The sequence below is a fragment of the Methanosarcina mangrovi genome (assembly GCF_052057765.1).
Taxonomy (GTDB): Archaea; Halobacteriota; Methanosarcinia; order Methanosarcinales; family Methanosarcinaceae; genus Methanosarcina.
Genome location: NZ_CP195120.1, coordinates 4,028,185 through 4,049,314 on the forward strand (window position 1 = coordinate 4,028,185; position 21,130 = coordinate 4,049,314).

The window sequence follows — 21,130 nt, forward strand, 5'->3', positions numbered from 1 at the left end:
TCACTGAATTTACTCCACGATAATCGCAGCGTACCCGACAACTGCACTCATATCTCCGGAAACGTCCCCACTGTTTGTGTATTTAAGCAGAGTTGCCCTGGACCCTCCGAGTTTTTGAGAAGCTGAAAGCATTGCTGCAATAGGTCCATATCCGCATACAGAAGCATTTCTTCGATAGAGGCGGTCATACATGCCCGGGACATCGAGCCTCAGGATAGCGTCTATAACCTCCGAATCCGTCTCTTTTGCACGCTCTGCGGTTTCGTAATGAGTAAAATCACTGGATGCTATGATGACCGCACGCTTCCCGCTTTCGGAAACAAGGTCAGCAACAAGGTTCCCTACCTCAACTGCCGTTTCTTCATCCTGCATGCCCATGCAGATCGGAAGAATTTTAAAACCCTGTCCGAAACGATACTGAAGGAAAGGAAGCTGGACTTCAATAGAGTGCTCGTATGTATGCCCCAGTTCATCCGCATCAACGATGCTCCCGAGAAATCCGTCGGCAAGTTCGAGGTCAACATCAATAGTTCCCAGGGGAGTTTTCCATGTTTCCCTGGATACCGATATAGGAGAACCGTACCCTGTATGGTTGGGACCGAAAAGGACATAGGTATCGGCTTCAGGAAGGGTTGCATAAACATGTGCAGCTACTTTCCCGGAATAGATATACCCGGCATGCGGGCAAACCGCCCCAAGGACTTCTCGTTCCCTGATCTCCAGACCTTCGAAACATCGTGTAAGCTCTTTCTCCAGATTTTCACAATGCAGAGGATAGAACTGCCCTGCAACTGCTGGCTGTCTCATTTCCAATCACCCATAATATAAGATATGGGCAATTTTTATAAATGCTTGCAGTATGCAGGACAAATGTTCCGGAATCAGAGAGGAGTTTCGAAGTCAGTCAACTCGTAATTGAAGAGAGTGTCGTTGAGTCTGGAGACTTCCCTTGCAAGTAACCAGTAGACAAGAGAAAGGGCTTTTCTACCCTTGTTGTTTGTCGGGATTACGAGGTCTACGTTTGAGGTCAGGTTGTTGGTGTCACAGAGTGCTACAACAGGTACCCCAATGCTTGAAGCTTCCTTCAGGACCTGGGCATCTCCGGCCGGATCGGTTACGATAATAACATCCGGTTCAAAGAAACCGTGGATCTGAGGGTTTGTAAGGGAACCCGGGATAAACCTTCCGAGCATTGCCCTTGTGCCGAGTGCTCTTGAGAACATTCTTGCAGGGTGCTGCCCATACTGCCTTGAAGATACTACAAGGATCCTGGAAGGGTCATAGTGAGACAGCAATTTGGATGCAACTCTGATCCTTTCGTCTGTGGACTGGATATCAAGGACGTATAACCCGTCAGTTCTGACTCTGTATACGAAACGCATCATGTCCTGAGTTTTCTGCTGTGTACCGATGTGAACACCTGCTGCCAGGTACTCGTCAATGGATACGAGGGATGTTGACCCCTCTTTGTGAGAAGAAGCTTCGTCTTCCGATTCTGAAGGTATAGATCCGGTCTTTACTGCGGCTTCCTTTTCAGGTGCAGGTTTTGCTTCAGCCACGACATCTTCTTCAGGCATAGGCTGTGCTCCGGTTTCCTCCTGCCCTGTCTGCTCAATTTCCTCCATAAAGTCACCTCATAAAATATAGAATCAACAATAAAACGCATTTAGCATCTGAAATGTATCCCATTACGTTTTTAGCTTTTCTTACGTTTGACCGTTATAGGAATAATTCCGGCCTTCAACTCTGCAATGGCTACACCCAGGGGGTCCAGCCGCCCGTCATCATCAACCAGGACAGGAGCCCCCATTGCTATCTGCAATGATCTTGCACCTACAATTCGTGCACGCTCGAACCGGGTATACTTTTCCTTGACCAACAGATCACCCTGAAACTTAAAAACGCTCCGATGAATTCCAATAATCGAGAAGCATGATAGATTTAATAGTCAGTACATACACCTGAAAACCAGTACCCCATAAAAAGGGAAGTGGGACCGCTGAGATTCGAACTCAGGTTCCGGCGTCCCGAACGCCGAAGGATGGACCAAGCTACCCTACGGTCCCTTACTGGTACGGTGAGAGCACGTCAACAAGTTCGACGTGGCTGAGGAACATTCTGCGGCAGCAGTAGCGAGTGATCCCGAGATCATCCAGCACTGCAGCAGACCCTTCACCGTCGGTGACGCGCCTTTTGTACTCATCCCAATAGTTAGAGATTACTTTTCCACATGAGAAACATCGGACTGGGATCATATTTTTCCTTACCTGTAAGATTTCTGATATTTAGATCTTGCTCCGGGTCCACCGAAGTTTTTGGCTTCTTTCTGCCTGGAATCGCTTACAAGTAAATTGCGGTCGTAGGCTGCAAAGTTGTCTCTGATGGTTGTGTCATTTGTCCATTCCACAATACCGCGAGCAACTGCAGTTCTTACTGCGTTGGCCTGCCCAACGATCCCGCCACCCCGAACATCAACATTAATATCAAGCCCGGAAACAACATCGTTTCCTGCGATCAACAGAGGCTCGGAGATTTTCATCATTGCAAGCTCGGGGGTGTAGAGCTCGAGCGGAATTTTGTTGATCCTGACCTTACCGGTACCTTTCATGACTGTTGCACGTGCAGTTGCAGTCTTGTGCTTTCCAGATGAATTAACTACTTTGACCATGAGGACTCACCCATTAGAACTTTGAACCCATTTTCTGGCTCACTTCACCAAGCTCCATATACCTGCTGGAACTCAGGAGCCTCATATCGGCATCCGGAATGGTGACCGTTTCAGCGCCCTTAAGTTCGTAGGGGACACCTACATAGACTCTGAGCCTGGACATTGCATCTCTGCCTCTTGCTCTCTTGTAGGGCAGCATGCCACGGATAGTTCTCTTCAGGATACGGTCCGGACGTTTAGGGAAGTAAGGCCCGAATTCCGTTGCACCCCTTTCCCGGGTCTCCCGGTACTCTTTAGAGATGGCTGCCCTTGAACCAGAAATGATGGCTTGTTCGGCATTTATGATATAAACCTTTTCGTCTCCTGAAAGCAGTTGTTTTGCAACCGAACTTGCAAGACGCCCCAGAATAAGTCCTTTTGCATCGATAACCGTCATCTTCAACACCTCAGCGGAATATCCGGATACCGGACCCCTTCGGATTTGCTTCCATGATCTCTTCGAGACTCAAGCACTTACCGCCGGCTTCAGTAATTTTTTCAACTGCAGATTCGCTGAATGTTACAGCCGCAACGGTAACGGGATGATCCAGGAGCCCTGCACCCAGGACCTTTCCGGGGACAAGCAGGACGTCATCTTCAGCAGTATGCCTGTTGATCTTGCTTATATTCACAGCCGCATAGTTTCTGGACGGCGCCTCAAGACGTTTCGCTATATCCTTCCAGATAGGGGCAGAATCTCCATTTGCCCTCTCTTTCAGGGTAAGAATCAGGGAAACGATTCTTGGATTCGTTTTTCTTGTTAGTTTTACAAGTGATTTTTTACCCAATGTATGTTCCTCCGCAAGATTTGTATGAAATCTCACTCACGCGGAAAAAATTCCCTATCGCGTTCGAACATCGCCAGAACTGCCAGGGCAGTAAATTAAAAATCAAGCGATTAGTCGGATTGGTATGATGTGAATAACATTTCTAGTACATAAAGATTATGTGTAGCAGTAGTTCCCGGAAATATTCATTCTTGCTCCATCAACCCGTACATCTCAAAGTGCTACACGAATTAAAATTGTACTGGCACGTCTAGCTGGAGTGACATACAGCATACCGGATAAGGCCGACTTTCAAAGCCAATTTAAGAAAGCCGGGAATGTATTAAAGAAGAAAAAGAAGAACACCTATTTTTAATTAGTCCTATTTTTTATAATTAAAGGAATTATAATAATTGGGGAACGGTCAACGTTGAGGTAACGATCGATTTTGGGCAATGATCAATGTCGTGTAGAGTTAGTATCCGATCTGAGAGCAAGCGCCAGACGAACATTGGATTGCTTTGAAAATGTCAAAATGGAAAACTGACGATTGGTCGAGCTGCAAAACGAAGAAAACCGCGCAATTGGCCCGGGATATTTACGCCTGGTTGCCCCCGCCTTATAGTGCGGCGGTCACTATCAGGGCTCAGCGGCATGGGCACGTTGACTGCAAATGTTTTCGAATAGCCGGCATCAAAATTCGGGTTGATACGCACAGGAATCAAATTTTTGCGGATTGATGAATACAGGACCCGGTCCAAAAAGATGAAACAATCAAACATGACTTTGGTGGTACTATAATGCCTGAGACAGTTATTCAATATCTTCTGAATCGATTAAAGCAGCTGGGCATCAGGGACATTTTCGGTGTGCCAGGGGACTATGCATTTCCTATCAATAACGCCATTTGTGATGATAAAGAGTTGCGCTGGATAGGTTGTTGTAATGAGCTAAACGCTGCTTATGCTGCCGACGGTTATGCCCGTATCAATGGCATGTCAGCACTGTCCACTACCTTTGGGGTGGGGGAGCTATCCGCACTATGCGGCATAGCAGGCTCTTACGCGGAGCACAATCCGGTGTTCCATATTGTCGGAATGCCGGCAACGCCGGTTCAGGAGAGAAATGCGGTAGTACATCATACGCTCGGCAACGGAGAGTTTGATCAGTTCATGACCATGGCTACGCCGACAGTATGTGCGAAGACAATGCTCACCCCGGAAAACTGCATTCAGGAAGTCGAGCGCGTCATTGCGGCAGCCCTGGGATACCGCCGTCCAGTCTACATTGCCATACCTCACGACTATGTGCATGAAAACATCTCACATGTGCATGAAAAGATCTTATCTTCCCAGGCACCGGCAAATGTGCCTGTAAAAAGCGATCCTGAAGTACTGGAAGAAGCAGTCTCGACAATTATAAACAGGCTATCTGGTGCAGAGAAAGCCTGTATTATGCCGGGAATCTTTGTTGACCGTTTCGGGCTCAAGGACCTGACCACTGACGTTGTTAATGCTTCGGGCTTGCCCTATGTGACCATGGCGATGGATAAATCAGTGCTTGACGAAACTAATCCCTCCTATCTCGGACTATATATGGGACAGCTTGCAAATCCCGAGATAAGGGAGTTTGTGGAATCCTGCGACTGCGTACTTGCCATAGGCACTATTCTGTTTGATGTTAATACGGGCATGTTCACGGCAAAACTGGACAGATCCCGCATCATCAGTATCATGCCTTCCGATGTACATATCGGATATGCCGGTTATACCAATCTGAAAATGTCCGACGTACTGGAGGAACTCGCCAGGAGACTTCGTAAGCGTACTGATATAAGGGGACCTGCGGCCAGGCATCCCGCAACACCAGATGCAGATGCCGGCAGCCCGATAACTGCTGATTACCTGTATGCGAGCTGCATGAAATTTTTTAAGCCCGACGATATCATCATAGTAGACTCAGGCACATCTTTCTACGGCTTACTGCCAGTATTTTTACCTGAAGGAGCCAGACTCTACAACCAGACGCTCTGGGGTGCGATAGGCTGGGCTACTCCGGCTTCCTTCGGGGCCGCACTGGCTGCCCCGGACAGGCGAGTAATCCTTATAACGGGAGAAGGGGCGCACCAGATGACCGCTCAGGAGGTCAGTCAGTTTTACCGCTATGGCTTGAAACCTATTATTTTCGTGCTGAATAATCACGGCTACCTGATAGAAAGGATGCTATCCAGGAAGTTAGATTACTGTTACAATGACCTGACACAATGGCAATATCATAAATTGCCGGAGGCACTTGGCTGTAATGGCTGGGTGATAAGGAAGGCTACAACCTGCGGCGACCTGGATAAGATTATGGCAGAGCTGGATAATGTCGGAACAGGCGCATATGTAGAGATAACTACGCCAGAGATGTCGGCACCCCCGATTATAGAAACAGTTCATAACAATTTATGAGACCTACCAAACAAAGTTATCCTGCAGGCATACTCTCATCCAAACCTCCCGGTCCCCGCTAGAAAAACAAATAATGCGGTTAATAAGAAGAACCAAGAACTGCCCTGGAAACCTTCCCGATTACCCCTTCGATATCGCATCCGAACTTCTTTGCAACAATTAGGGCCACTATCCGGATGTCCACAAGATAAGAAAGCCTGTCCTGCATGGAATTGATTTCGGCAACAAGCCGCTGCCGGTTCAAGCCCGTGTCCGCGGAAACGAAGTCAAGGATCTGTTCAAAGGATATGTCTTCCTTTTGACGTCCTGCAGAAGAGTTCCCCGGTTTTCCGGGTTTCTCCTTGAGTTCAAGAAAACCCTCCGGCGGCTTATATGCATGGGGGAGCCGGACACTCTCAACCTCAAAACCGGGGAAAAGGGCACCGTCTTTAAGGGAAAGCAGGCCTGTTTCGAGGGCGCGGCTCTTTACCTCAGAAGCAATCTTCGGGGAAAACCATTTCAGGTCAAAAGCAAGGGAAAATTCAAAGTCCTTTTCCGGGAGAGAAGCTACAAGGTTTTTCTTAAAAGGAGCCGAAACTACACGTTTAAGTTCTTCCATTCACGAACCTCGAAAAATACTCGAAAAATACTCGAAAAATAACTGCACCTGGAAGGACTGGATAGTATATAAGTCCGCCCCGGGCGCGTTTCACATATAAGGAATTCCTGGAAAAAGTAAATATCTCCGGCACAGAAATCAGCGTTAAGCCCGTGCCGAAGCAGGATATTTTTTCGGAATCAGAGGATCACAAGCTTGGCATTGAGGATGCCGGGGACCTGCCTGACCTCGTCAAGAATTGCATCAGAGACATCGGTGTCCACATTAAGGACCATCATGGTCACGTCGCCGACTTCCGACCTTCCGACCTGCATGCCTGAAATGTTGATGTTGTTTTTCCCGAGCACCATGCAGCAGGGACCGATAACGTTCGGTTTGTTAATATGCTTGGCAAAGATCATGCGGCCCGCCGGGAAGATGTCTACTCTGTCCTCATCGATGGAAACAATCTTGGGCTCATCCCCAACAACGGTTCCTGCAACCAGCTTTGCGGTTTCTCCGCTGGAGAGCTTGATGCTGACGGTGGAAGAATACTCTTCTGCGGATTCGGACTTGCTTTCCACAACTGCGATCTGTCTGGACTTTGCAAGGGTCGGGGCATTTACATAGTTTACCCCGGCTCCGAGAGCCATTTCAAGCAATCCTTTGAGGGCGGAAACCGTAAGGGGCCTGGTATCTTTTCCGGAAATCTCTCCGTTGTATCCGATTTCTACCTTTTCGTAGTTGCCGTCCACGAGCTGCCCTGCAATTTTGCCCATAAGCTCTGCAAGCCTGATATACGGGGCAAGGACTGCCATAGCTTCGGGTTTTACGGACGGGATATTGATTGCATTCTTTGCAAGCCCGCCGGTAAGGACGGAAACAACTTCTTTGGCGATATCGATTGCAACATTAACCTGAGCTTCCTGGGTGGAGGCTCCGAGGTGAGGAGTTACGATAACATTGTCAAAGTTAAGAAGAGGGCTGCCAAAAGGAGGCTCTTCGACAAATACGTCCAGGGCTGCCCCGCCTACCTTCCCGCTTTCAAGGGCTCTTACCAGGGCCGCTTCATTGATAATACCGCCGCGTGCACAGTTGAGAACCCTGACTCCCGGCTTCATGAGATCAAACTGCTCATCATCGAGGATATTCCTGGTCTCCTTGATAAGAGGGGTGTGCACAGTGATGTAGTCGGCTTCTTTTGCGATCTCGTTAACCGTAGCCAGCTTGACTCCGAGTTCCATAGCCCGCTTCTCGGAAATGAAAGGGTCATATCCCATAAGGTTCATCTCAAGCCCTGAAGCCCTCTTTGCAACTTCAGACCCGATTCTTCCGAGCCCTATAACTCCCAGAGTCTTGCCCTTAACCTCAACACCCATGAACTTGTTGCGCTTCCATTCCCTGGATTTCAGGGAAGCGTTAGCCTGAGGGATATTCCTGGACATAGCCATCATCATGCCAATTGTGTGCTCTGCTGCCGAAATCATATTCCCTTCGGGAGCGTTGGCCACAATGATTCCTTTCTTTGTGGCTGCATCCACATCGACGTTGTCGACTCCGACTCCTGCCCTTCCGACAATCTTCAGGTTGTCAGCAGCCTCGATTACCCTCTGAGTAACCTGGGTCCCACTGCGTATTACGAGGGCATCGTATGCCCCGATCTTTTCCACCAGCTCATCTTCGGAGAGGCCGGTGTTGACGTCAACATTAAAGTGCTCTTTTAGAATCTCCAAACCTTCATTGGAGAGTGAGTCGCTGACCAATACTTTCATGTCAATTTCTCCAGATAAATACGATAAACATGAGATGCTAAATTTTAACAAAGGATACCAATCAACTTAATCACACTTAAGCATTATCACATGTTTTTGGCGGCAAATTTCCTCATTTGTGGGCGTTAAAGTCCTGCTCCGTCGGGTTAACCTACAAGCCTTATGATCCCGATCCTGGGCTCGTAACACTGTCCTCCTTCAAGAAGGGAACGGACAACTTCTTCCACCACCTCTTCAGGGATGCCTTTTGAGACTGCAGTGTCCACAAAAGCAGCGTAATCAACCCCCTTGCCTCCGCCCATTTCCCTGAGAAGCTCAAGGACGAACTCCTTCTGGTCGACGGCTCCTGTTGTGTCTTCGGCTTCAAAATCAAGAGCTTTAAGTCCTTCCCGGATGGAAATCCTGAGCTGTTTTGCAAATTCCCGGGGGAAGCGGTCTCTTTCAAGGGCAATGGAAATCCCTTCCGAGAGCTCTTCGGAAACTCCCCTCTCAAGCAGGTATTCCCTGAGGGTCTCTCCGCGGTATCCGCTTGCAAGAGCCTCCGAAAAAGTCTCCAGCCGGTCAACGGTCTGTTCCGCAGTATCCACAACCCATCTGTTGCGAATCTCTTCGTCCACGACGTTTGCCTCTTCTGCCCGGATTGAGATAAAAACCGAGCCAGGTTCGGGTTCGTAAATTCTGGCTTTTCCGGTAAGGGCTATGAAAGCAGGAACCCGGACCGTTGAAAAGAAAATTGATGCATCAGGCTGGTACTGCCCTGCATATACCGTAAAAGCGCCTGTAGGGTCAACTATCCGGGCTTTCCACATTTCATTTTGCGTACTGCCTATGCTGTCAAGTTCGGTAAGCACCCCTACGACAAAGACCCGGTTGAGAATGAGCCCCAGAGGGCTGATGAGCAGGTTGGGGGATTTCGAATCAGGAGGCTCGGACGCAGACCTTGCGGATTTCTCAAGCTCCCTGCAGGCTTCGAATTCCTTTGCAAAAACCCTCTTTGCAATTTCCCTCTTAAGCAAGACTTACCCCTCCCTCGGAGCTGGAATCTTCTTTGTCCTGCCCGAGCCTGTGCAGCAGTTCAACTGCCCTGACAGCAAGGTCATCTTCAGGCACCCAGGCGCTTTCCGCAACAAAAGAAATCCCATACTCTCCCTTTGAAGCATTCCCGCGCACTGCCAGGTAGCGCCCGGTAAGGAACCTTCTCAGGTCTTCATAAACCACATCTTTGGAAATATCAGAGAACATCATCTGTTCAGCTTCCTCAAGGGTTTTCCCGTAGATGGTTTCGGCAAGCTCCCTCGGAAACATAACGGACATTGCCCCTGTACCGTCATCCAGCACAGCCTTAATCCGCATGTCCCTTATGCCTTCTACCTTGCCGTGCACCCTGCAGTTTCCTTTCTGAACCACACGGCTGCATTCGGGGCAGCGGGTAATTATCCCCGATCCGGGCCTGACCGAAACAATATTGCCTGCAGCAGCTACATCGAACATGCTGTCTCTTGAGGCGATTTCCTCGATTTTCAGGGGAACAGGATTTTTTGCTACGGACTCGAAAGTAAAAGCAAGTTTTTCGGCATCTTCCGGCCCGACCGGAGAGATCCTGGTGCTGTTTAGGAGATTGATCGAAGGCATTCCCCTGAACATGCGGATCTGGGCTCCTTCGACCCGGATTATGCTTCCGATGTCAATGCCCGGAAGTTCGACCCAGGCGGTGAAAGGCAATCTGGCGGTCTCGTCTGCAAGCACACCGGAAATCACCTTAGACTGTTTGCCCCTAACCAGGACTTCCCTGTGAGAAAGCTGAAGTACGCAGGCTACGGTACTTACGGAGAAATCCGCAGCACCAATATCGGCCAGTTTTTTTGCAGGGCTTTCGGAAAGTTCGGAAAGCTGAGGGAGGGAAGAGTCAGAAACCAGAGATACCAGAGACTGCTCCCCTATAGAAAGCCTTATCCTGTTCTGCCAGAGGCGAGTATAGGCGTTCCTGATATTGATAACATCTCCGACTGAGCCTGGCAGCTCTTTCCAGGAGGAAAACATGACCGAACCAGTTTCATCTGCGAGAACCCCGGTGTACAGCCTGGAAGGTCCTTCCTGATCCCCTTCCTGAGGGCGGATTGCCTTTTCCCCTATGTCAAGGATCCTGCCGGTTATTTCAAAATTCTTAAGGGAAGCTGAAAGGTCTTTTACCTTCAGGACTTTTCTTTTTCCCCCAAACTTTCGGAGGATACTCTCCTTTGCAAGCTCCGGAGGAACACGATAAGCAAGAAGTTTATCGAATTCTGCCCGGATGCCGGTTTTTTCAAGATCTCCAAGCGCCCTGGTTAGCTCTTCAAGTTGGGGCGCAATTTTTTCATCCATTTTAAGCCTCCATTCGAGACGATAATAAAACGATTCAGATATAAGGGTTTTAGGTTTATGGTTTTAGGTTTTATTTTGTGCCTGCAGGCATTTGAAACTACGGGCCTTTATACGACGGTTGTTTTAGACAAATTTTACTCCTGCAAGCTTTTAGATCTTACTTTTCAAGAACAATTGTTCAGAAATTGTGATTCAAAAAATATATCTTTTCAGGACAAAATTCTTTTCCTGACAAAATATTGCAAGAATTATCTCTGAAAAAACAAAAAGGATTCATTCCCGAAAACCTGATAAAATCCGTTCCTGAAAAAGAGGCTAAATTCGAAAAAGAGAAGTTTAGCGGTTTCTAAATAGATATAACCGAATGAAAAAAACCAAAAGAAAAGGAAGAGTAAAGGGGGAAACTAAAGATGGAAAGAATAAAAGAAAGGCATTTACAGGCATTGAAAATCGTCTCAGTAGCATTTATCCTGGCAGTCGTATGCACATGCTCTGCCGTTTCCGCAGCAAACCTGAACGTGGACCCTGAAGCAGAAGGGGGTTATACCACAATACAGGCTGCAGTTGACGCCGCAAACGACGGAGATACTATTTTTGTGAGCCAGGGGACTTATAATGAAAACCTCAAAATCAACAAGCAGGTCAAGATCTGGTCGGACTCGCGAAATCCTGAGGATACGATTGTAAAGGCAGCGGACCCTGCAGAAAGTGCCGTAGAGATAACTGCGGACAGGGTAACTTTCAGCGGCTTCGGGGTTGAGGATTCGAATAAAGCCGGAATTTTGCTGACAGAAGTCAATAACTGCTATATCAACAACAACCTGGAAAAAAACTCGGAATACGGGATTCTGCTGCAGAATGCAGGGACCAATAACATAAACGGCAACACCATGACCCTGAACGAAGTAGGGATAAGGCTCGAAGGCTCGGACTCAAACACAATCCAGGACAACCTCATAGCTTACAACTACGAGTACGGAATCTCCCTTAAAGAGAGCAGAAAGAACATCATTTATAATAACTACTTCAAAAACGCCGAAAATGTAGAGGAAAACACCGTAAACGCAGATAACAACTGGCAGAGTACCCTCTCAACCAAAAGTAATCTTATCCGGGGTCCATATATCGGCGGAAATTTCTGGGCAGACCTTGAAGGCACCGGCTACAGTGAGACCTGTGTGGATGGAAACAGCAATGGGATATGCGATGCCTCATATGAGGTAAGCGGAGGCGGAACCGATAAATCCCCGCTTTACCCCAAAATCCAGGCTGCGGTCACAGCCCTCGAAAACAAGCTTGATGCTGAAGCTTACGAGCAGGGCCTGGCAGACAGGGAAGGAGCAGGAAATGAGACAGAAACCCCTCTTGAAGAAGTAACGGAAGAAGCAAACGAAACTGCAGTTGAAGGAGAAGAAACTCCCGAAACCGAGACTGAGGAAGAAAAAGGAGCCCCCGGGCCGGGTCTGGGACTTGCGGTTCTGGCAACAGGAGTGGCTTATATCCTGAAGCGGAAAAGATAAAACTAATTTGAAATCGAAAAAAGAGGAGGAAACGGAAGGGACAGCTTTTTTGTCTTATTTCTGCCCCTCTTCTTACCCTTAATTATTTGCGGATAAAATTTACCCTTAATTATTGAAGGCAAATTTTCCCTAAATCATTTGTGTGCAAAATAAGCCACAACTTTTTCTTCGCTTACGGAATCAATTCTGCAGAAGCCGAAACGTTCAAACTGTACGATTTTGTCAAGTTCTCCAGTGATTCCTTTTTCTCCGATTCCTTCGATATCACCCTCCGGTCCACGCACTTTCACAGGGATTCCGTCAACAGGTGCCCAGTGGATGATCTTTGCTTTTGCTTTTTTAAGGGCTTCGAGAGAGACATCAGAGCGCTTTGCCTGAAGCGGGGAAAGGGAAATGATTTCGATATTGCAGAAATCTTTTAAGCGGATGACGGAGCCAACTTCCAGTTTTTCGACATCCTCGGCACAGACAAGCACCTTGTTTCCCACGGCGATTTCCCTTACACCTCTGGAATGGTCAGTGGGGTGGAGAGGAAGTTTTGCAACCGTAGGCTCCATATCTGCAATTTCAAGTTCTACCGGAGCCCAGACAAAGAAATACCTGTTTGCAATGGGGTCCACGATTTTGCGGTTTTCGGCATAGAGGGACTCCATACTTATACTCACATCGGTCATCCCGACTCCCATTTCAATCATGAACTTCTTAAGGGCTTCAGCCTGTATTCCGCGGCGCCTGATTGCTCTTATCGTGGGCAGCCGGGGGTCGTCCCAGCCGCTGTACTCGCCGGCTTCAATGGCTTTTCGGAGGGTGCTCGTGCTGAACTTCCCGAACTCGTGGATCTTGACCCTGCCCCAGTGAGTTGTTTTCGGGTAGGTCCAGCCGAAGTATTTGTAGATGTAGCCCTGCCGCTTTTCGCTGTCTATAAGGTCTTTACCCCGGATAATGTGGGTCATGCCGAGCTCATGATCCTCGATAGCGCCCGCAAAGTCCAGGAGGGGCCAGACAACGTATTTGTTCCCGATCTCAGGGCGGGGGTGGGACATCTTTCTAATCCTGAATGCTCCCCAGTCCCTCAGCGCAGGGTCCTTATGTTCGATATCGGTCTTGATCCGGAGCACCGCCTGCTGGTCCTCATATTCCCCGGCAAGCATTTTATCCCAGTGCATGAGGTTTTCTTCAGGGTTCGTGTCCCTGTGCGGGCAGGCCTGCTTGGCATCCTTTAACTGTTTGAAGTCTCCCCCTTTACAGAAACAGACATAGGCTTTGCCCATCTCAATCAGTTTTCTTGCATAAGCGTAATAGATAGGGAAATGGTCCGAGGCGTAGACAACCCGGTCAGGCACGACCCCGAGCCATTTGAAGTCGTCCAGATACCAGTCATAGGCTTCAAGCATCGGACGCTTAATATCAGGATCGGTGTCGTCGAAACGCAGGACAAACTTGCCTTTATACATCTTTACGTACTCGGAATTGACAACCATACCCCTTGCACTGCCAAGGGTTCCGGGCCCGTTGGGGTTCGGGGCAAAACGCATTACGACTTTTCCGGGCTCTGCTCCTTCGAGGGGTTTTAAACCCTTGTCAGGTTCCTTCTTTACACTCAGGGCTTCTATTAGCTCGGGGGCGATTTCCGACAGTCGGGCTTCCCAGGCTTCGGGGTTTCCTTTAGCGATTTCGGAAACAATGGCTTCAAGTGCCGCAGAGACGGCGCCCGGATCGGCCCTCAACTGAGGACACTCCCCCATTACCTTGCCCATTACAGCTTTGGGCTGGGGTGCTTTTTCGTATTTTACAGCATTTTGAAGAGCGTATTTTTCTATTGTTTTAAGATCTTCAGGACTTAAAGTCATAGGAGTTTCTCCTGAAATAAACATGGATTAAATCGTGATCTGTCGAGTAAATATGATTTTAATCTTAATTGAGCGAATAAACACGAATTAAATCTGGATTGAGTGAATGAACATGAATTAAGTCTGGATTAGGTGAATGAACATGAATCTAATCTCAGCCGGATGGGATGAGAATACCCCGCAGGTTCAACTGAAAGGATAAACCCGCAAAGAAGATAGATCCATAAGTTTCGCTGAATCCGAGGATTGAGGAAAAAACATGTAAATAGCATTATAAAAAGTCACCGAAGCCTGTCAGCCCAGAGAAAAGACCCTGTAGAAAAAAAGCATATTCCGAAAGGGCTTTTCAAAGCCAGAACCTTTACTGCGAGAACCTTTACTGCGAGAACCTTTACTGCGAGAACCTTTACTGCGAGAACCTTTACTGCGAGAACCTTTACTTCGGGATGGAAGCTTCAATCTCCCGGATGCGGGACACTCTCTCATTGATTTTGCTCAGGTCCCGCTCAAAGTCCTGCAGGAATTTAGGAACAGCATCCCCCGGCACAGCCCCCTGAGCTGAAGGCTTGATAAGATTTGCCTGCTCAAGGACTCTGAGGGAATAGCGCACCTTATGGTTCTGCATCCCGGTAACTTCTGCAAGTTTAAGGATTCCTATGGGACCTTCTTCAATTACCTTTTTGAGCACGATCAGGTGGCGCTCCGTAAGGTCAAGTTCAGTTCCAATATGCTCAAGCAACATCAAACAACCTCGTTTCTAAGTGTTCCGATTCCCTGGATCGTGACTTCCACGGTATCCCCTCTCTGCAGTTCTCCAACTCCAGGGGGTGTCCCGGTAGCAATTACATCCCCAACTTCCAGGGTCATAATTTCGGTGATGAATTCGATAAGAAAAGGAATGTCAAAAATAAGGTTTGAGGTGCTCGACTCCTGTCTGGTTTCCCCATTTACCCTGCAGGAGATCTTCAGGTCAGAAACATCAATTTCGTCCGTAGAGACAATATAAGGCCCGAATGCCGCAAAGGTATCAAAACTCTTTGCCCTTGTCCACTGCCCGTCCTTTTGCTGGAGATCACGGGCAGTCACATCATTAAAACAGCTATAACCTGCGATCACGTCCTCAGCCTTTTCGGCGGAAATGTTTTTGCAGCGTTTTCCAATCACGACTGCAAGTTCGGCTTCGTAGTCCACCCGAGAACTGGAGGGAGGGTAAATGATCTTGTCTCCGTGCCCTATAACAGCAGATGGAGGCTTTAAAAAGAGAATAGGGTTTTCAGGGACTTCCATGGAAAGTTCTTCGGCATGGTCCTTATAGTTCAGGCCGACACAGACGATTTTAGAGGGAAAAGAAGGAGGTAAAACCCGAAGTTCCGAAAGTTCGAATGTCCCGGCCGAGACCCCTCCATTGGGATACACCCGTCCGTCTTCGATTTCTCCATAAAAAACGTTATCTCCTGACCTGAACCTTCCAATCATAGTTTTGCCTTCCTCATACTGTTTTCACGGAGCTGTTTACCTGCTCTCTTTTATTTTTTAAAAGGATATATCGAAACTTAAATTTTAACTCTTCGCCCACTGGCATCCCGTGAATATTTCCCGAGCTCCGAACCAAGGAGCTGAACCCCGGAAAACACAGGTCCGTCCTTGCAGACCCGGAGTCCAGACAGATCTATGCAGCATGCTCCGCAGACGCCGATACCACATTTAAAATATCGGTGGAGGCTGAACTCTGTCTTTTCCAGAACCTTCCTCTCTTCAAGGAGCCTGAACACCGAAGCCATCATTATTTCAGGGCCGCAGACTGCAATTCGGTCATAAGCTGCAACATCAAGTCCTTTGAGGACATCGGTCACAAACCCTTTAACACCTTTTGAACCATCATCAGTCGAGACATAGACCTCTCCGAGAGCTTCGAAACGCCCTTCAAAAAGCAGGTCTCCGGCACTCCGAGCCCCAAGAATGGTATGCACTTCCGCACCTGCGGCAGAGGCTGCCTCGGCATAAGGAGAGAGGGGAGCGGCTCCGACCCCGCCGGCTATAAGAAGGATTTTTTCGCCTCTGGCAGGGAGGGTAAAGCCCTTTCCGAAAGGCCCTCTGAGCCCGAAAGAGTCACCTTCTTCTAACTCAAAGAGCTTTGAGGTCGCCTCGCCTACCTTCTGAACCGTTATGGAATTATTTCTGGAAAGGCCCATAGGAACCTCATCCACGCCCCTTACCCAGACCATTACAAACTGGCCCGGCTCCATATCCTCAAACCTGTGGTCAAAGAAAAAAGTCCTGACCAGAGGGGATTCTTCAGTTATCTGTGTTATTGTAGCATTAAGAGGAAGCATCAGACCATCTCGTGGGCAAGCCCTATAATTTCCTTTATATCCGAATAGCCTTTTCTCTCGAGGAAGGCTTCTATTCCTGCCCCGATTTCAGAAAAGATGTCCACCCTGTCATATACCGCAGACCCGACCTGAACAGCTGCTGCTCCTGCCATCATCATTTCCACGGCGTCTTCCCAGGAAGAAACTCCTCCCACCCCGATTACCGGAATTTCCAGGGCAGTGTAGAGGTCGTAAACGCATTTGACGGCTACGGGTTTGACAGCTTTTCCGGAAAGCCCTCCGGAACGGTTTCCAAGCACGGGATATCCGGATTCAATATCAATAGCCATTCCTTTTACGGTGTTGATCGCAACAACCGCATCCGCCCCCCCGGATTCGGCTGCATTCCCTATGCAGGTAATGTCTGCAACATTCGGGGTCAGCTTGACCCAGACAGGAACGTTAACAACATCCTTCACAGCCGCCGTTACTGCCTCTACCAGGCAGGGGTTCGAACCGACTGCAGCCCCGTACCCTTCGGCGTGGGGGCAGCTCACATTCAGCTCGAAAGCATCAGGCTTTGCAGGAAGAAGGCCCTCGGCAACTTCAGCAAACTCAGAAGGATTCCCGCCGAAAATGCTTGCAATCACCGGAACTGCGGAGTTATTTTTTGCAAACTCGAGTTCCTGCAGGAAGCCGGGATAGGAAGGGTTCGGAAGCCCCATTGCATTTAAGAAGCCGCAGGCCAGCCTTACCATACTGGGGTTGGAATGGCCGGTTTTGGGGGCCGGACCTATGGATTTGGTCACAACTGCGCCTGCCCCCCCTTCACGCGCGACCCTGCAGAGGGAAGCCCCGGTTGTCCCGAGCACCCCGGCTGCAAGAATGGTCGGATTTTTTAATTCAAGTCCGGTGAGATTATACATTGGATAGCTCCGTTTCCTGCCACAGGCAGGCTCTGTATCAATAATCGTACGAATTCTCCGTACCGCACTCATTTCTGGAGATCTGAAGCAGCGCCTCTTCAGCAAGCCGCTTGCCGCCCATCTCCACAAGCCTGTGCCCGAGTTCCCTGGCTTTCTCAAGCCCCCCAAGCATCGGGATAAACTCGTCAATCCGGACAGCTTCCCTGCCATCAAGAGAAAGGACTTCAGCCCGGACATGGATTTCTTGCTTATCAGGGGTGAGCTCGGCATAGGAACCAACAGGAGTTGTACAGCCTCCTCCGAGTTCGGAAATAAGGATACGTTCGATTTCGGTAGCAATCCGACTCTCGGTATGGTCAAGTTTGGAAACCGCAGCTTCAGCCTCGGTGCCTGCCCTTGTTACCACTGCAACCGTGCCCTGGTTAGGGGAGGGGCAGAAAAAGTCAGGGGAAAGGATTTCCCCTTCGATTTCCCAGCCCATGCGTTCGAGCCCGGCTTTTGCGAGCAGGATACCGTCATACTGCCCTTCTTTAAGCTTCCTGATTCTGGTGTCGATATTACCCCGCAGGTCCTGAGTAATAAGGTCAGGCCTGTACCGCCTGATCTGGGCAGTCCGTCTCAAGGAGCTGGTGCCTATAATGGCCTGTTCGGGAAGTTCGTCAAGAGTAGTCCCGTCGTACGTGATCAGGATATCAAAAGGAGTGTCGCGCTTCAGAACCGCAACAGTAGGAAGTGTTGGCGGGCGGATTGTGGGCATATCCTTCATCGAATGAACAGCGATGTCGATTTCTCCTGCAAGCATAACATCGTCCAGTTCCCGGACAAAAGCCCCGACTCCTGCGGATACTGCATGCAGAGGACGGTCAGTAAACCGGTCTCCGCTGGTTTTTATTATCTTGATGCTGGTTTCAACGCCCCGTTCTTTAAGCAGGCGTGCAACATTCTCGGTCTGGGCAAGCGCAAGCTGGCTGCCCCGGGTACCTATTATCATGTAGAATCCTCAAACGTTTTCAAAGATAAATTCTGAGAGACATAAGTTCTCAGAAATGTAAGTCCTCAGAGATATGAGTCCTCAGAGATATGGAGCCTCAGAGATTTTCCATATAAGCTTCAAGGGTCTTTTCAATGTCCTCTTCGCTGTGGGCTGCAGATATGAAGTTGGTCTCAAACTGGGAAGGAGGCAGGAAAACCCCACTTGAAAGCATCCTGTGGAAGAAGGAAAGGTAGCCTTCCTTGTCACATTTCAGGACTTCCTGATAGTTATGAGGCTCGGCCCCGAAGAAGACCTTGAACATGGAAGCAATTCCGCAGACAGTATAGTCAAGCCCTTCGTCTTCAACGATTTCCGAGAGCACGGCGCGCATGTATTCTCCGGTCGAATTCAGCTTTGCGTGGATATCTTCCTTTTTCAGGTAGTCAAGTACGGCAATTCCCGCAGCCACCGAACAGGGGCTTCCGCTGAAGGTCCCTGCCTGATAGACAGCTCCTGAAGGGGAGATCATTTCCATAATTTCCCGGCGGCCTCCGAAAACTCCGATAGGCAGACCCCCACCTACGATCTTTCCGAGGGTGGTCATGTCAGGCACGACTCCGAAGTACTCCTGCGCCCCACCCATTGCGAGCCTGAACCCGGTAATAACCTCATCGAAAATAAGCAGGACATCATTCTCCTTTGTGAGTTTTCGGAGTTCTTTCAGGTATCCGGGAAGCGGAAGGACGGGCCCGATATTTCCAAGCACGGGCTCTATGATTACTGCTGCGAGGTCGTCCCTATTCTTTTCCACAAGCGAGGTCATTGTTTCAATATCATTATACGGAGCCTGCAGCGTGTATTTTGTGAAATCGGCAGGAATGCCAAGGGAATCAGGCTCACCAAGGGTTGTGGCCCCGGACCCTGCCTTTACGAGCACCGCATCGTGAGCCCCGTGAAACCCACCTTCGATCTTGATAAACTTGTTTTTGCGGGTAAAGCCGCGAGCAAGGCGCAGCGCACTCATGGTGGCTTCCGTCCCTGTAGAAACGAAGCGGAGCATATCAATGCTCGGATAATAGCCTGCAACCTTTTCTGCGAGAGTCACCTCAAGCTCGGTGGGAGTCCCGTAGAGCCAGCCCTTATCAAGCTGCTCTTTGATTGCTGCCTTTATCACCGGATGGTTGTGCCCGAGGACAGCAGGCCCGTAGGCAAGGCAGTAGTCGATGTACTCGTTTCCGTCAAGGTCCCTTATCTTCGAACCGTCAGCTGATGCCGTATAGAAAGGATAGGGTTTGATTGCGCGCACCGGACTGCTGACCCCGCCCGGAATAAGGGTTTTTGCTTTCTCATACATCTGTCTGGACTTATCAAGTGTTACCTCAAACGTCATGGGAATCTCACCGGATGGACTTAGATGTTCAATAAAGGACTGTAAACAGGTTAATTTGAGTAAGTTAAGTAAATCAGGGTAACTGAATATTAAGTAAATCAGGGTAACTGAATAAACCGGGTTAACTTAGTCAATTGAGTAAATTAAATAGATCAAAGCAAATCAAGGCAAATCAAGGCGAATAAAAGCAAATCAAAGCAAATTAACGTAAAGCAGGTTTGCTTTTTCGAGCTAGCTTCCGGATCAAGTTAATGCTCCGTCCGGATCAAGTTAATGCTCCGTCCGGATCAAGTTAATGCTCCGTCCTATGCTCTATATTTGTCATTACCTATGATTCATATTTATCTTTATAACAGAGCCTTCACCTATTAAGCAGTTATTGATGGGAGCACTCCTTGAGGACAGCATACAGGTAAAATCAGCAGGCAATTAACAGGCAGGCTTAAAAATAAAATGTAAAAGGAGCCTGAAAGAAAGTCCTGATTGAAGCTCCTGAAAAAGGGAATGCCTGAAAAGAAGCGCCTGAAAAGAAGCCCTTACCTCAGCATCCGGGCAGCATCCTTTGCAAAGTAAGTTATAATGAAGTCCGCCCCTGCCCTCTTGATCGAGATAAGGGACTCGTAAATGGCTTTTTTCTCGTCAAGCCACCCGTTGGCTGCAGCTGCCTTGATCATGGAATACTCTCCGCTCACATTGTATGCGGCTGTTGGCATATCGAACTCGGTCTTGACCCTGTATACGATATCCAGGTAGGGGAGAGCGGGCTTTACCATAAGGATGTCTGCACCCTCTGCCACATCAAGGGTTACTTCCCTGAGTGCTTCGTCGCTGTTTGCAGGGTCCATCTGGTAGGTCGAACGATCTCCGAAGGAATAGCCCGATTCGGCAGCTTCCCTGAATGGACCGTAGAAGCAGGAATGGTATTTTGCGGCATAGGACATTATGGGAATATTCTCAAACCCGCTGAAATCAAGTGCCTGCCGGATTGCATCTACCATCCCGTCCATCATTCCCGAAGGAGCTACCATATCAGCCCCTGCTTTCGCATGACTGACAGCAATCTTCCCGAGGACATCGAGGGTAGGATCGTTGAGGATTTCCCTGGTTTCAAAGTCGATTATCCCGCAGTGCCCATGGCTTGTGTACTCACACATACAGATATCCGTGATCACCACAAGCCGGTCTCCGAGTTCGGCTTTGATCCTTCTTACAGCTTCCTGGACAACGTCGGTTTCCCCGCAGGAAGAGCTTCCCTCGGCGTCCTTGAAGGCAGGCACTCCGAAAAGGATCACTGCCGGGATCCCGAGGTCTGCGATCTCTTTTGCCTCTTTTGCAACCTCGGAGAGGGAGAAATTGTATATTCCGGGCATGGAAGAGATCTCAACCGGGGAATCGATATTTTCGTTCACAAAAATAGGCATGACCAGGTCATTCACGGATAAGGTAGTCTCCCGCACAAGGTCCCTGATCTTTCCTTTTCTCAGTCTTCTCAACCTGACTTCTGGAAACATGTGATCACTCC

21 protein-coding genes and 1 tRNA gene are annotated in these 21,130 nt (G+C 48.9%); 2 read left to right on the top strand and 20 right to left on the bottom strand.

The window, feature by feature from the left end:
• Positions 1-9 precede the first annotated feature (9 nt).
• From ACSAZL_RS17840 to ACSAZL_RS17875, 8 genes are all read right to left on the bottom strand, one after another.
• The gene (locus ACSAZL_RS17840) at positions 10-813 is read right to left on the bottom strand and encodes an MEMO1 family protein (RefSeq protein ID WP_440945932.1); all 804 of its coding nucleotides are present in this window, start codon (positions 811-813) and stop codon (positions 10-12) included.
• Positions 814-881: 68 nt separating this feature from the next.
• Positions 882-1,625 carry a 30S ribosomal protein S2 gene (gene rpsB / locus ACSAZL_RS17845; RefSeq protein WP_440945933.1) on the bottom strand — a complete coding sequence of 248 codons (744 nt, stop codon included), beginning with the start codon at positions 1,623-1,625 and terminating at the stop codon, positions 882-884.
• Between the two features lie 71 nt (positions 1,626-1,696).
• Positions 1,697-1,879: a DNA-directed RNA polymerase subunit K gene (locus ACSAZL_RS17850; protein ID WP_440945934.1), complete on the bottom strand. Its 183-nt coding sequence runs from the start codon at positions 1,877-1,879 to the stop codon at positions 1,697-1,699.
• A gap of 112 nt (positions 1,880-1,991) precedes the next feature.
• Positions 1,992-2,066: transfer RNA gene (locus tag ACSAZL_RS17855), tRNA-Pro, on the bottom strand.
• Positions 2,067-2,255, bottom strand: a complete 189-nt coding sequence (locus tag ACSAZL_RS17860) for a DNA-directed RNA polymerase subunit N (protein ID WP_011020647.1) — start codon at positions 2,253-2,255, stop codon at positions 2,067-2,069. It abuts the tRNA gene before it with no gap.
• A gap of 8 nt (positions 2,256-2,263) precedes the next feature.
• Positions 2,264-2,668: a 30S ribosomal protein S9 gene (locus tag ACSAZL_RS17865; protein ID WP_440945935.1), complete on the bottom strand. Its 405-nt coding sequence runs from the start codon at positions 2,666-2,668 to the stop codon at positions 2,264-2,266.
• Between the two features lie 13 nt (positions 2,669-2,681).
• Entirely contained in the window at positions 2,682-3,104 is a 423-nt protein-coding gene (locus ACSAZL_RS17870) for a 50S ribosomal protein L13 (RefSeq protein WP_440945936.1), read from the bottom strand.
• 10 nt (positions 3,105-3,114) lie between these two features.
• On the bottom strand, positions 3,115-3,495 hold the full coding sequence (locus ACSAZL_RS17875) for a 50S ribosomal protein L18e (protein ID WP_440945937.1): 381 nt from the start codon (positions 3,493-3,495) through the stop codon (positions 3,115-3,117).
• Between the two features lie 779 nt (positions 3,496-4,274).
• Between ACSAZL_RS17875 and ACSAZL_RS17880 the strand changes: the two genes are divergently transcribed.
• On the top strand, positions 4,275-5,927 hold the full coding sequence (locus tag ACSAZL_RS17880; RefSeq protein WP_440945938.1) for an alpha-keto acid decarboxylase family protein: 1,653 nt from the start codon (positions 4,275-4,277) through the stop codon (positions 5,925-5,927).
• Positions 5,928-6,006: 79 nt separating this feature from the next.
• Here the strand turns inward: ACSAZL_RS17880 and ACSAZL_RS17885 are convergent, their stop codons facing one another.
• The 4 genes from ACSAZL_RS17885 to ACSAZL_RS17900 all read right to left on the bottom strand — a co-directional run bounded on the left by ACSAZL_RS17885 (position 6,007) and on the right by ACSAZL_RS17900 (position 10,637).
• On the bottom strand, positions 6,007-6,525 hold the full coding sequence (locus ACSAZL_RS17885) for a DUF2240 family protein (protein WP_440945939.1): 519 nt from the start codon (positions 6,523-6,525) through the stop codon (positions 6,007-6,009).
• 179 nt (positions 6,526-6,704) lie between these two features.
• Positions 6,705-8,276, bottom strand: coding sequence for a phosphoglycerate dehydrogenase (serA, locus tag ACSAZL_RS17890; RefSeq protein ID WP_440945940.1), 1,572 nt, complete (start codon positions 8,274-8,276; stop codon positions 6,705-6,707).
• A gap of 146 nt (positions 8,277-8,422) precedes the next feature.
• A complete protein-coding gene (locus ACSAZL_RS17895; protein WP_440945941.1) occupies positions 8,423-9,292 on the bottom strand; it encodes an RPA family protein in 870 nt (289 codons plus the stop codon).
• Complete coding sequence (locus ACSAZL_RS17900) at positions 9,285-10,637, bottom strand: Single-stranded DNA binding protein (RefSeq protein WP_440945942.1); 1,353 nt, start codon at positions 10,635-10,637, stop codon at positions 9,285-9,287. Before ACSAZL_RS17900 ends, ACSAZL_RS17895 begins: the two co-directional genes overlap by 8 nt.
• Before the next feature lie 410 nt (positions 10,638-11,047).
• On the opposite strand from ACSAZL_RS17900, the gene ACSAZL_RS17905 reads away from it, so the two are divergent.
• Entirely contained in the window at positions 11,048-12,157 is a 1,110-nt protein-coding gene (locus tag ACSAZL_RS17905) for a NosD domain-containing protein (protein WP_440945943.1), read from the top strand.
• A gap of 134 nt (positions 12,158-12,291) precedes the next feature.
• Here the strand turns inward: ACSAZL_RS17905 and ACSAZL_RS17910 are convergent, their stop codons facing one another.
• The 8 genes from ACSAZL_RS17910 to hemB form a co-directional block, all read right to left on the bottom strand.
• Entirely contained in the window at positions 12,292-14,007 is a 1,716-nt protein-coding gene (locus tag ACSAZL_RS17910) for a glutamate--tRNA ligase (RefSeq protein WP_440945944.1), read from the bottom strand.
• 436 nt (positions 14,008-14,443) lie between these two features.
• Positions 14,444-14,749: a hypothetical protein gene (locus ACSAZL_RS17915; protein WP_440945945.1), complete on the bottom strand. Its 306-nt coding sequence runs from the start codon at positions 14,747-14,749 to the stop codon at positions 14,444-14,446.
• The gene (locus ACSAZL_RS17920) at positions 14,749-15,483 is read right to left on the bottom strand and encodes a fumarylacetoacetate hydrolase family protein (protein WP_440945946.1); all 735 of its coding nucleotides are present in this window, start codon (positions 15,481-15,483) and stop codon (positions 14,749-14,751) included. Before ACSAZL_RS17920 ends, ACSAZL_RS17915 begins: the two co-directional genes overlap by 1 nt.
• 77 nt (positions 15,484-15,560) lie before the next feature.
• Positions 15,561-16,340, bottom strand: a complete 780-nt coding sequence (locus tag ACSAZL_RS17925) for a dihydroorotate dehydrogenase electron transfer subunit (RefSeq protein WP_440945947.1) — start codon at positions 16,338-16,340, stop codon at positions 15,561-15,563.
• Positions 16,340-17,245 (bottom strand): dihydroorotate dehydrogenase, encoded by a 906-nt coding sequence (locus ACSAZL_RS17930; protein ID WP_440945948.1) that lies wholly within the window; start codon positions 17,243-17,245, stop codon positions 16,340-16,342. Before ACSAZL_RS17930 ends, ACSAZL_RS17925 begins: the two co-directional genes overlap by 1 nt.
• Before the next feature lie 37 nt (positions 17,246-17,282).
• Entirely contained in the window at positions 17,283-18,236 is a 954-nt protein-coding gene (gene hemC / locus ACSAZL_RS17935; protein WP_440945949.1) for a hydroxymethylbilane synthase, read from the bottom strand.
• A 97-nt stretch (positions 18,237-18,333) separates the two neighbouring features.
• Positions 18,334-19,608, bottom strand: a complete 1,275-nt coding sequence (gene hemL / locus ACSAZL_RS17940; protein WP_440945950.1) for a glutamate-1-semialdehyde 2,1-aminomutase — start codon at positions 19,606-19,608, stop codon at positions 18,334-18,336.
• Positions 19,609-20,144: 536 nt separating this feature from the next.
• Complete coding sequence (gene hemB / locus ACSAZL_RS17945; RefSeq protein WP_440945951.1) at positions 20,145-21,119, bottom strand: porphobilinogen synthase; 975 nt, start codon at positions 21,117-21,119, stop codon at positions 20,145-20,147.
• Positions 21,120-21,130: the final 11 nt, after the last annotated feature.

What these genes read in the sequence shown, in the direction of transcription:
- ACSAZL_RS17880 (WP_440945938.1), top strand. Translation starts at nt 4,275, where the DNA reads ATGCCTGAGACAGTTATTCAATATCTTCTGAATCGATTAAAGCAGCTG.
- hemL (WP_440945950.1), bottom strand. Translation starts at nt 19,608, where the DNA reads ATGACGTTTGAGGTAACACTTGATAAGTCCAGACAGATGTATGAGAAA.
- ACSAZL_RS17905 (WP_440945943.1), top strand. Translation starts at nt 11,048, where the DNA reads ATGGAAAGAATAAAAGAAAGGCATTTACAGGCATTGAAAATCGTCTCA.
- hemC (WP_440945949.1), bottom strand. Translation starts at nt 18,236, where the DNA reads ATGATAATAGGTACCCGGGGCAGCCAGCTTGCGCTTGCCCAGACCGAG.
- ACSAZL_RS17865 (WP_440945935.1), bottom strand. Translation starts at nt 2,668, where the DNA reads ATGGTCAAAGTAGTTAATTCATCTGGAAAGCACAAGACTGCAACTGCA.
- ACSAZL_RS17915 (WP_440945945.1), bottom strand. Translation starts at nt 14,749, where the DNA reads ATGTTGCTTGAGCATATTGGAACTGAACTTGACCTTACGGAGCGCCAC.
- ACSAZL_RS17870 (WP_440945936.1), bottom strand. Translation starts at nt 3,104, where the DNA reads ATGACGGTTATCGATGCAAAAGGACTTATTCTGGGGCGTCTTGCAAGT.
- ACSAZL_RS17860 (WP_011020647.1), bottom strand. Translation starts at nt 2,255, where the DNA reads ATGATCCCAGTCCGATGTTTCTCATGTGGAAAAGTAATCTCTAACTAT.
- rpsB (WP_440945933.1), bottom strand. Translation starts at nt 1,625, where the DNA reads ATGGAGGAAATTGAGCAGACAGGGCAGGAGGAAACCGGAGCACAGCCT.
- ACSAZL_RS17900 (WP_440945942.1), bottom strand. Translation starts at nt 10,637, where the DNA reads ATGGATGAAAAAATTGCGCCCCAACTTGAAGAGCTAACCAGGGCGCTT.
- ACSAZL_RS17925 (WP_440945947.1), bottom strand. Translation starts at nt 16,340, where the DNA reads ATGCTTCCTCTTAATGCTACAATAACACAGATAACTGAAGAATCCCCT.
- ACSAZL_RS17920 (WP_440945946.1), bottom strand. Translation starts at nt 15,483, where the DNA reads ATGATTGGAAGGTTCAGGTCAGGAGATAACGTTTTTTATGGAGAAATC.
- ACSAZL_RS17885 (WP_440945939.1), bottom strand. Translation starts at nt 6,525, where the DNA reads ATGGAAGAACTTAAACGTGTAGTTTCGGCTCCTTTTAAGAAAAACCTT.
- serA (WP_440945940.1), bottom strand. Translation starts at nt 8,276, where the DNA reads ATGAAAGTATTGGTCAGCGACTCACTCTCCAATGAAGGTTTGGAGATT.
- ACSAZL_RS17910 (WP_440945944.1), bottom strand. Translation starts at nt 14,007, where the DNA reads ATGACTTTAAGTCCTGAAGATCTTAAAACAATAGAAAAATACGCTCTT.
- ACSAZL_RS17930 (WP_440945948.1), bottom strand. Translation starts at nt 17,245, where the DNA reads ATGTATAATCTCACCGGACTTGAATTAAAAAATCCGACCATTCTTGCA.
- hemB (WP_440945951.1), bottom strand. Translation starts at nt 21,119, where the DNA reads ATGTTTCCAGAAGTCAGGTTGAGAAGACTGAGAAAAGGAAAGATCAGG.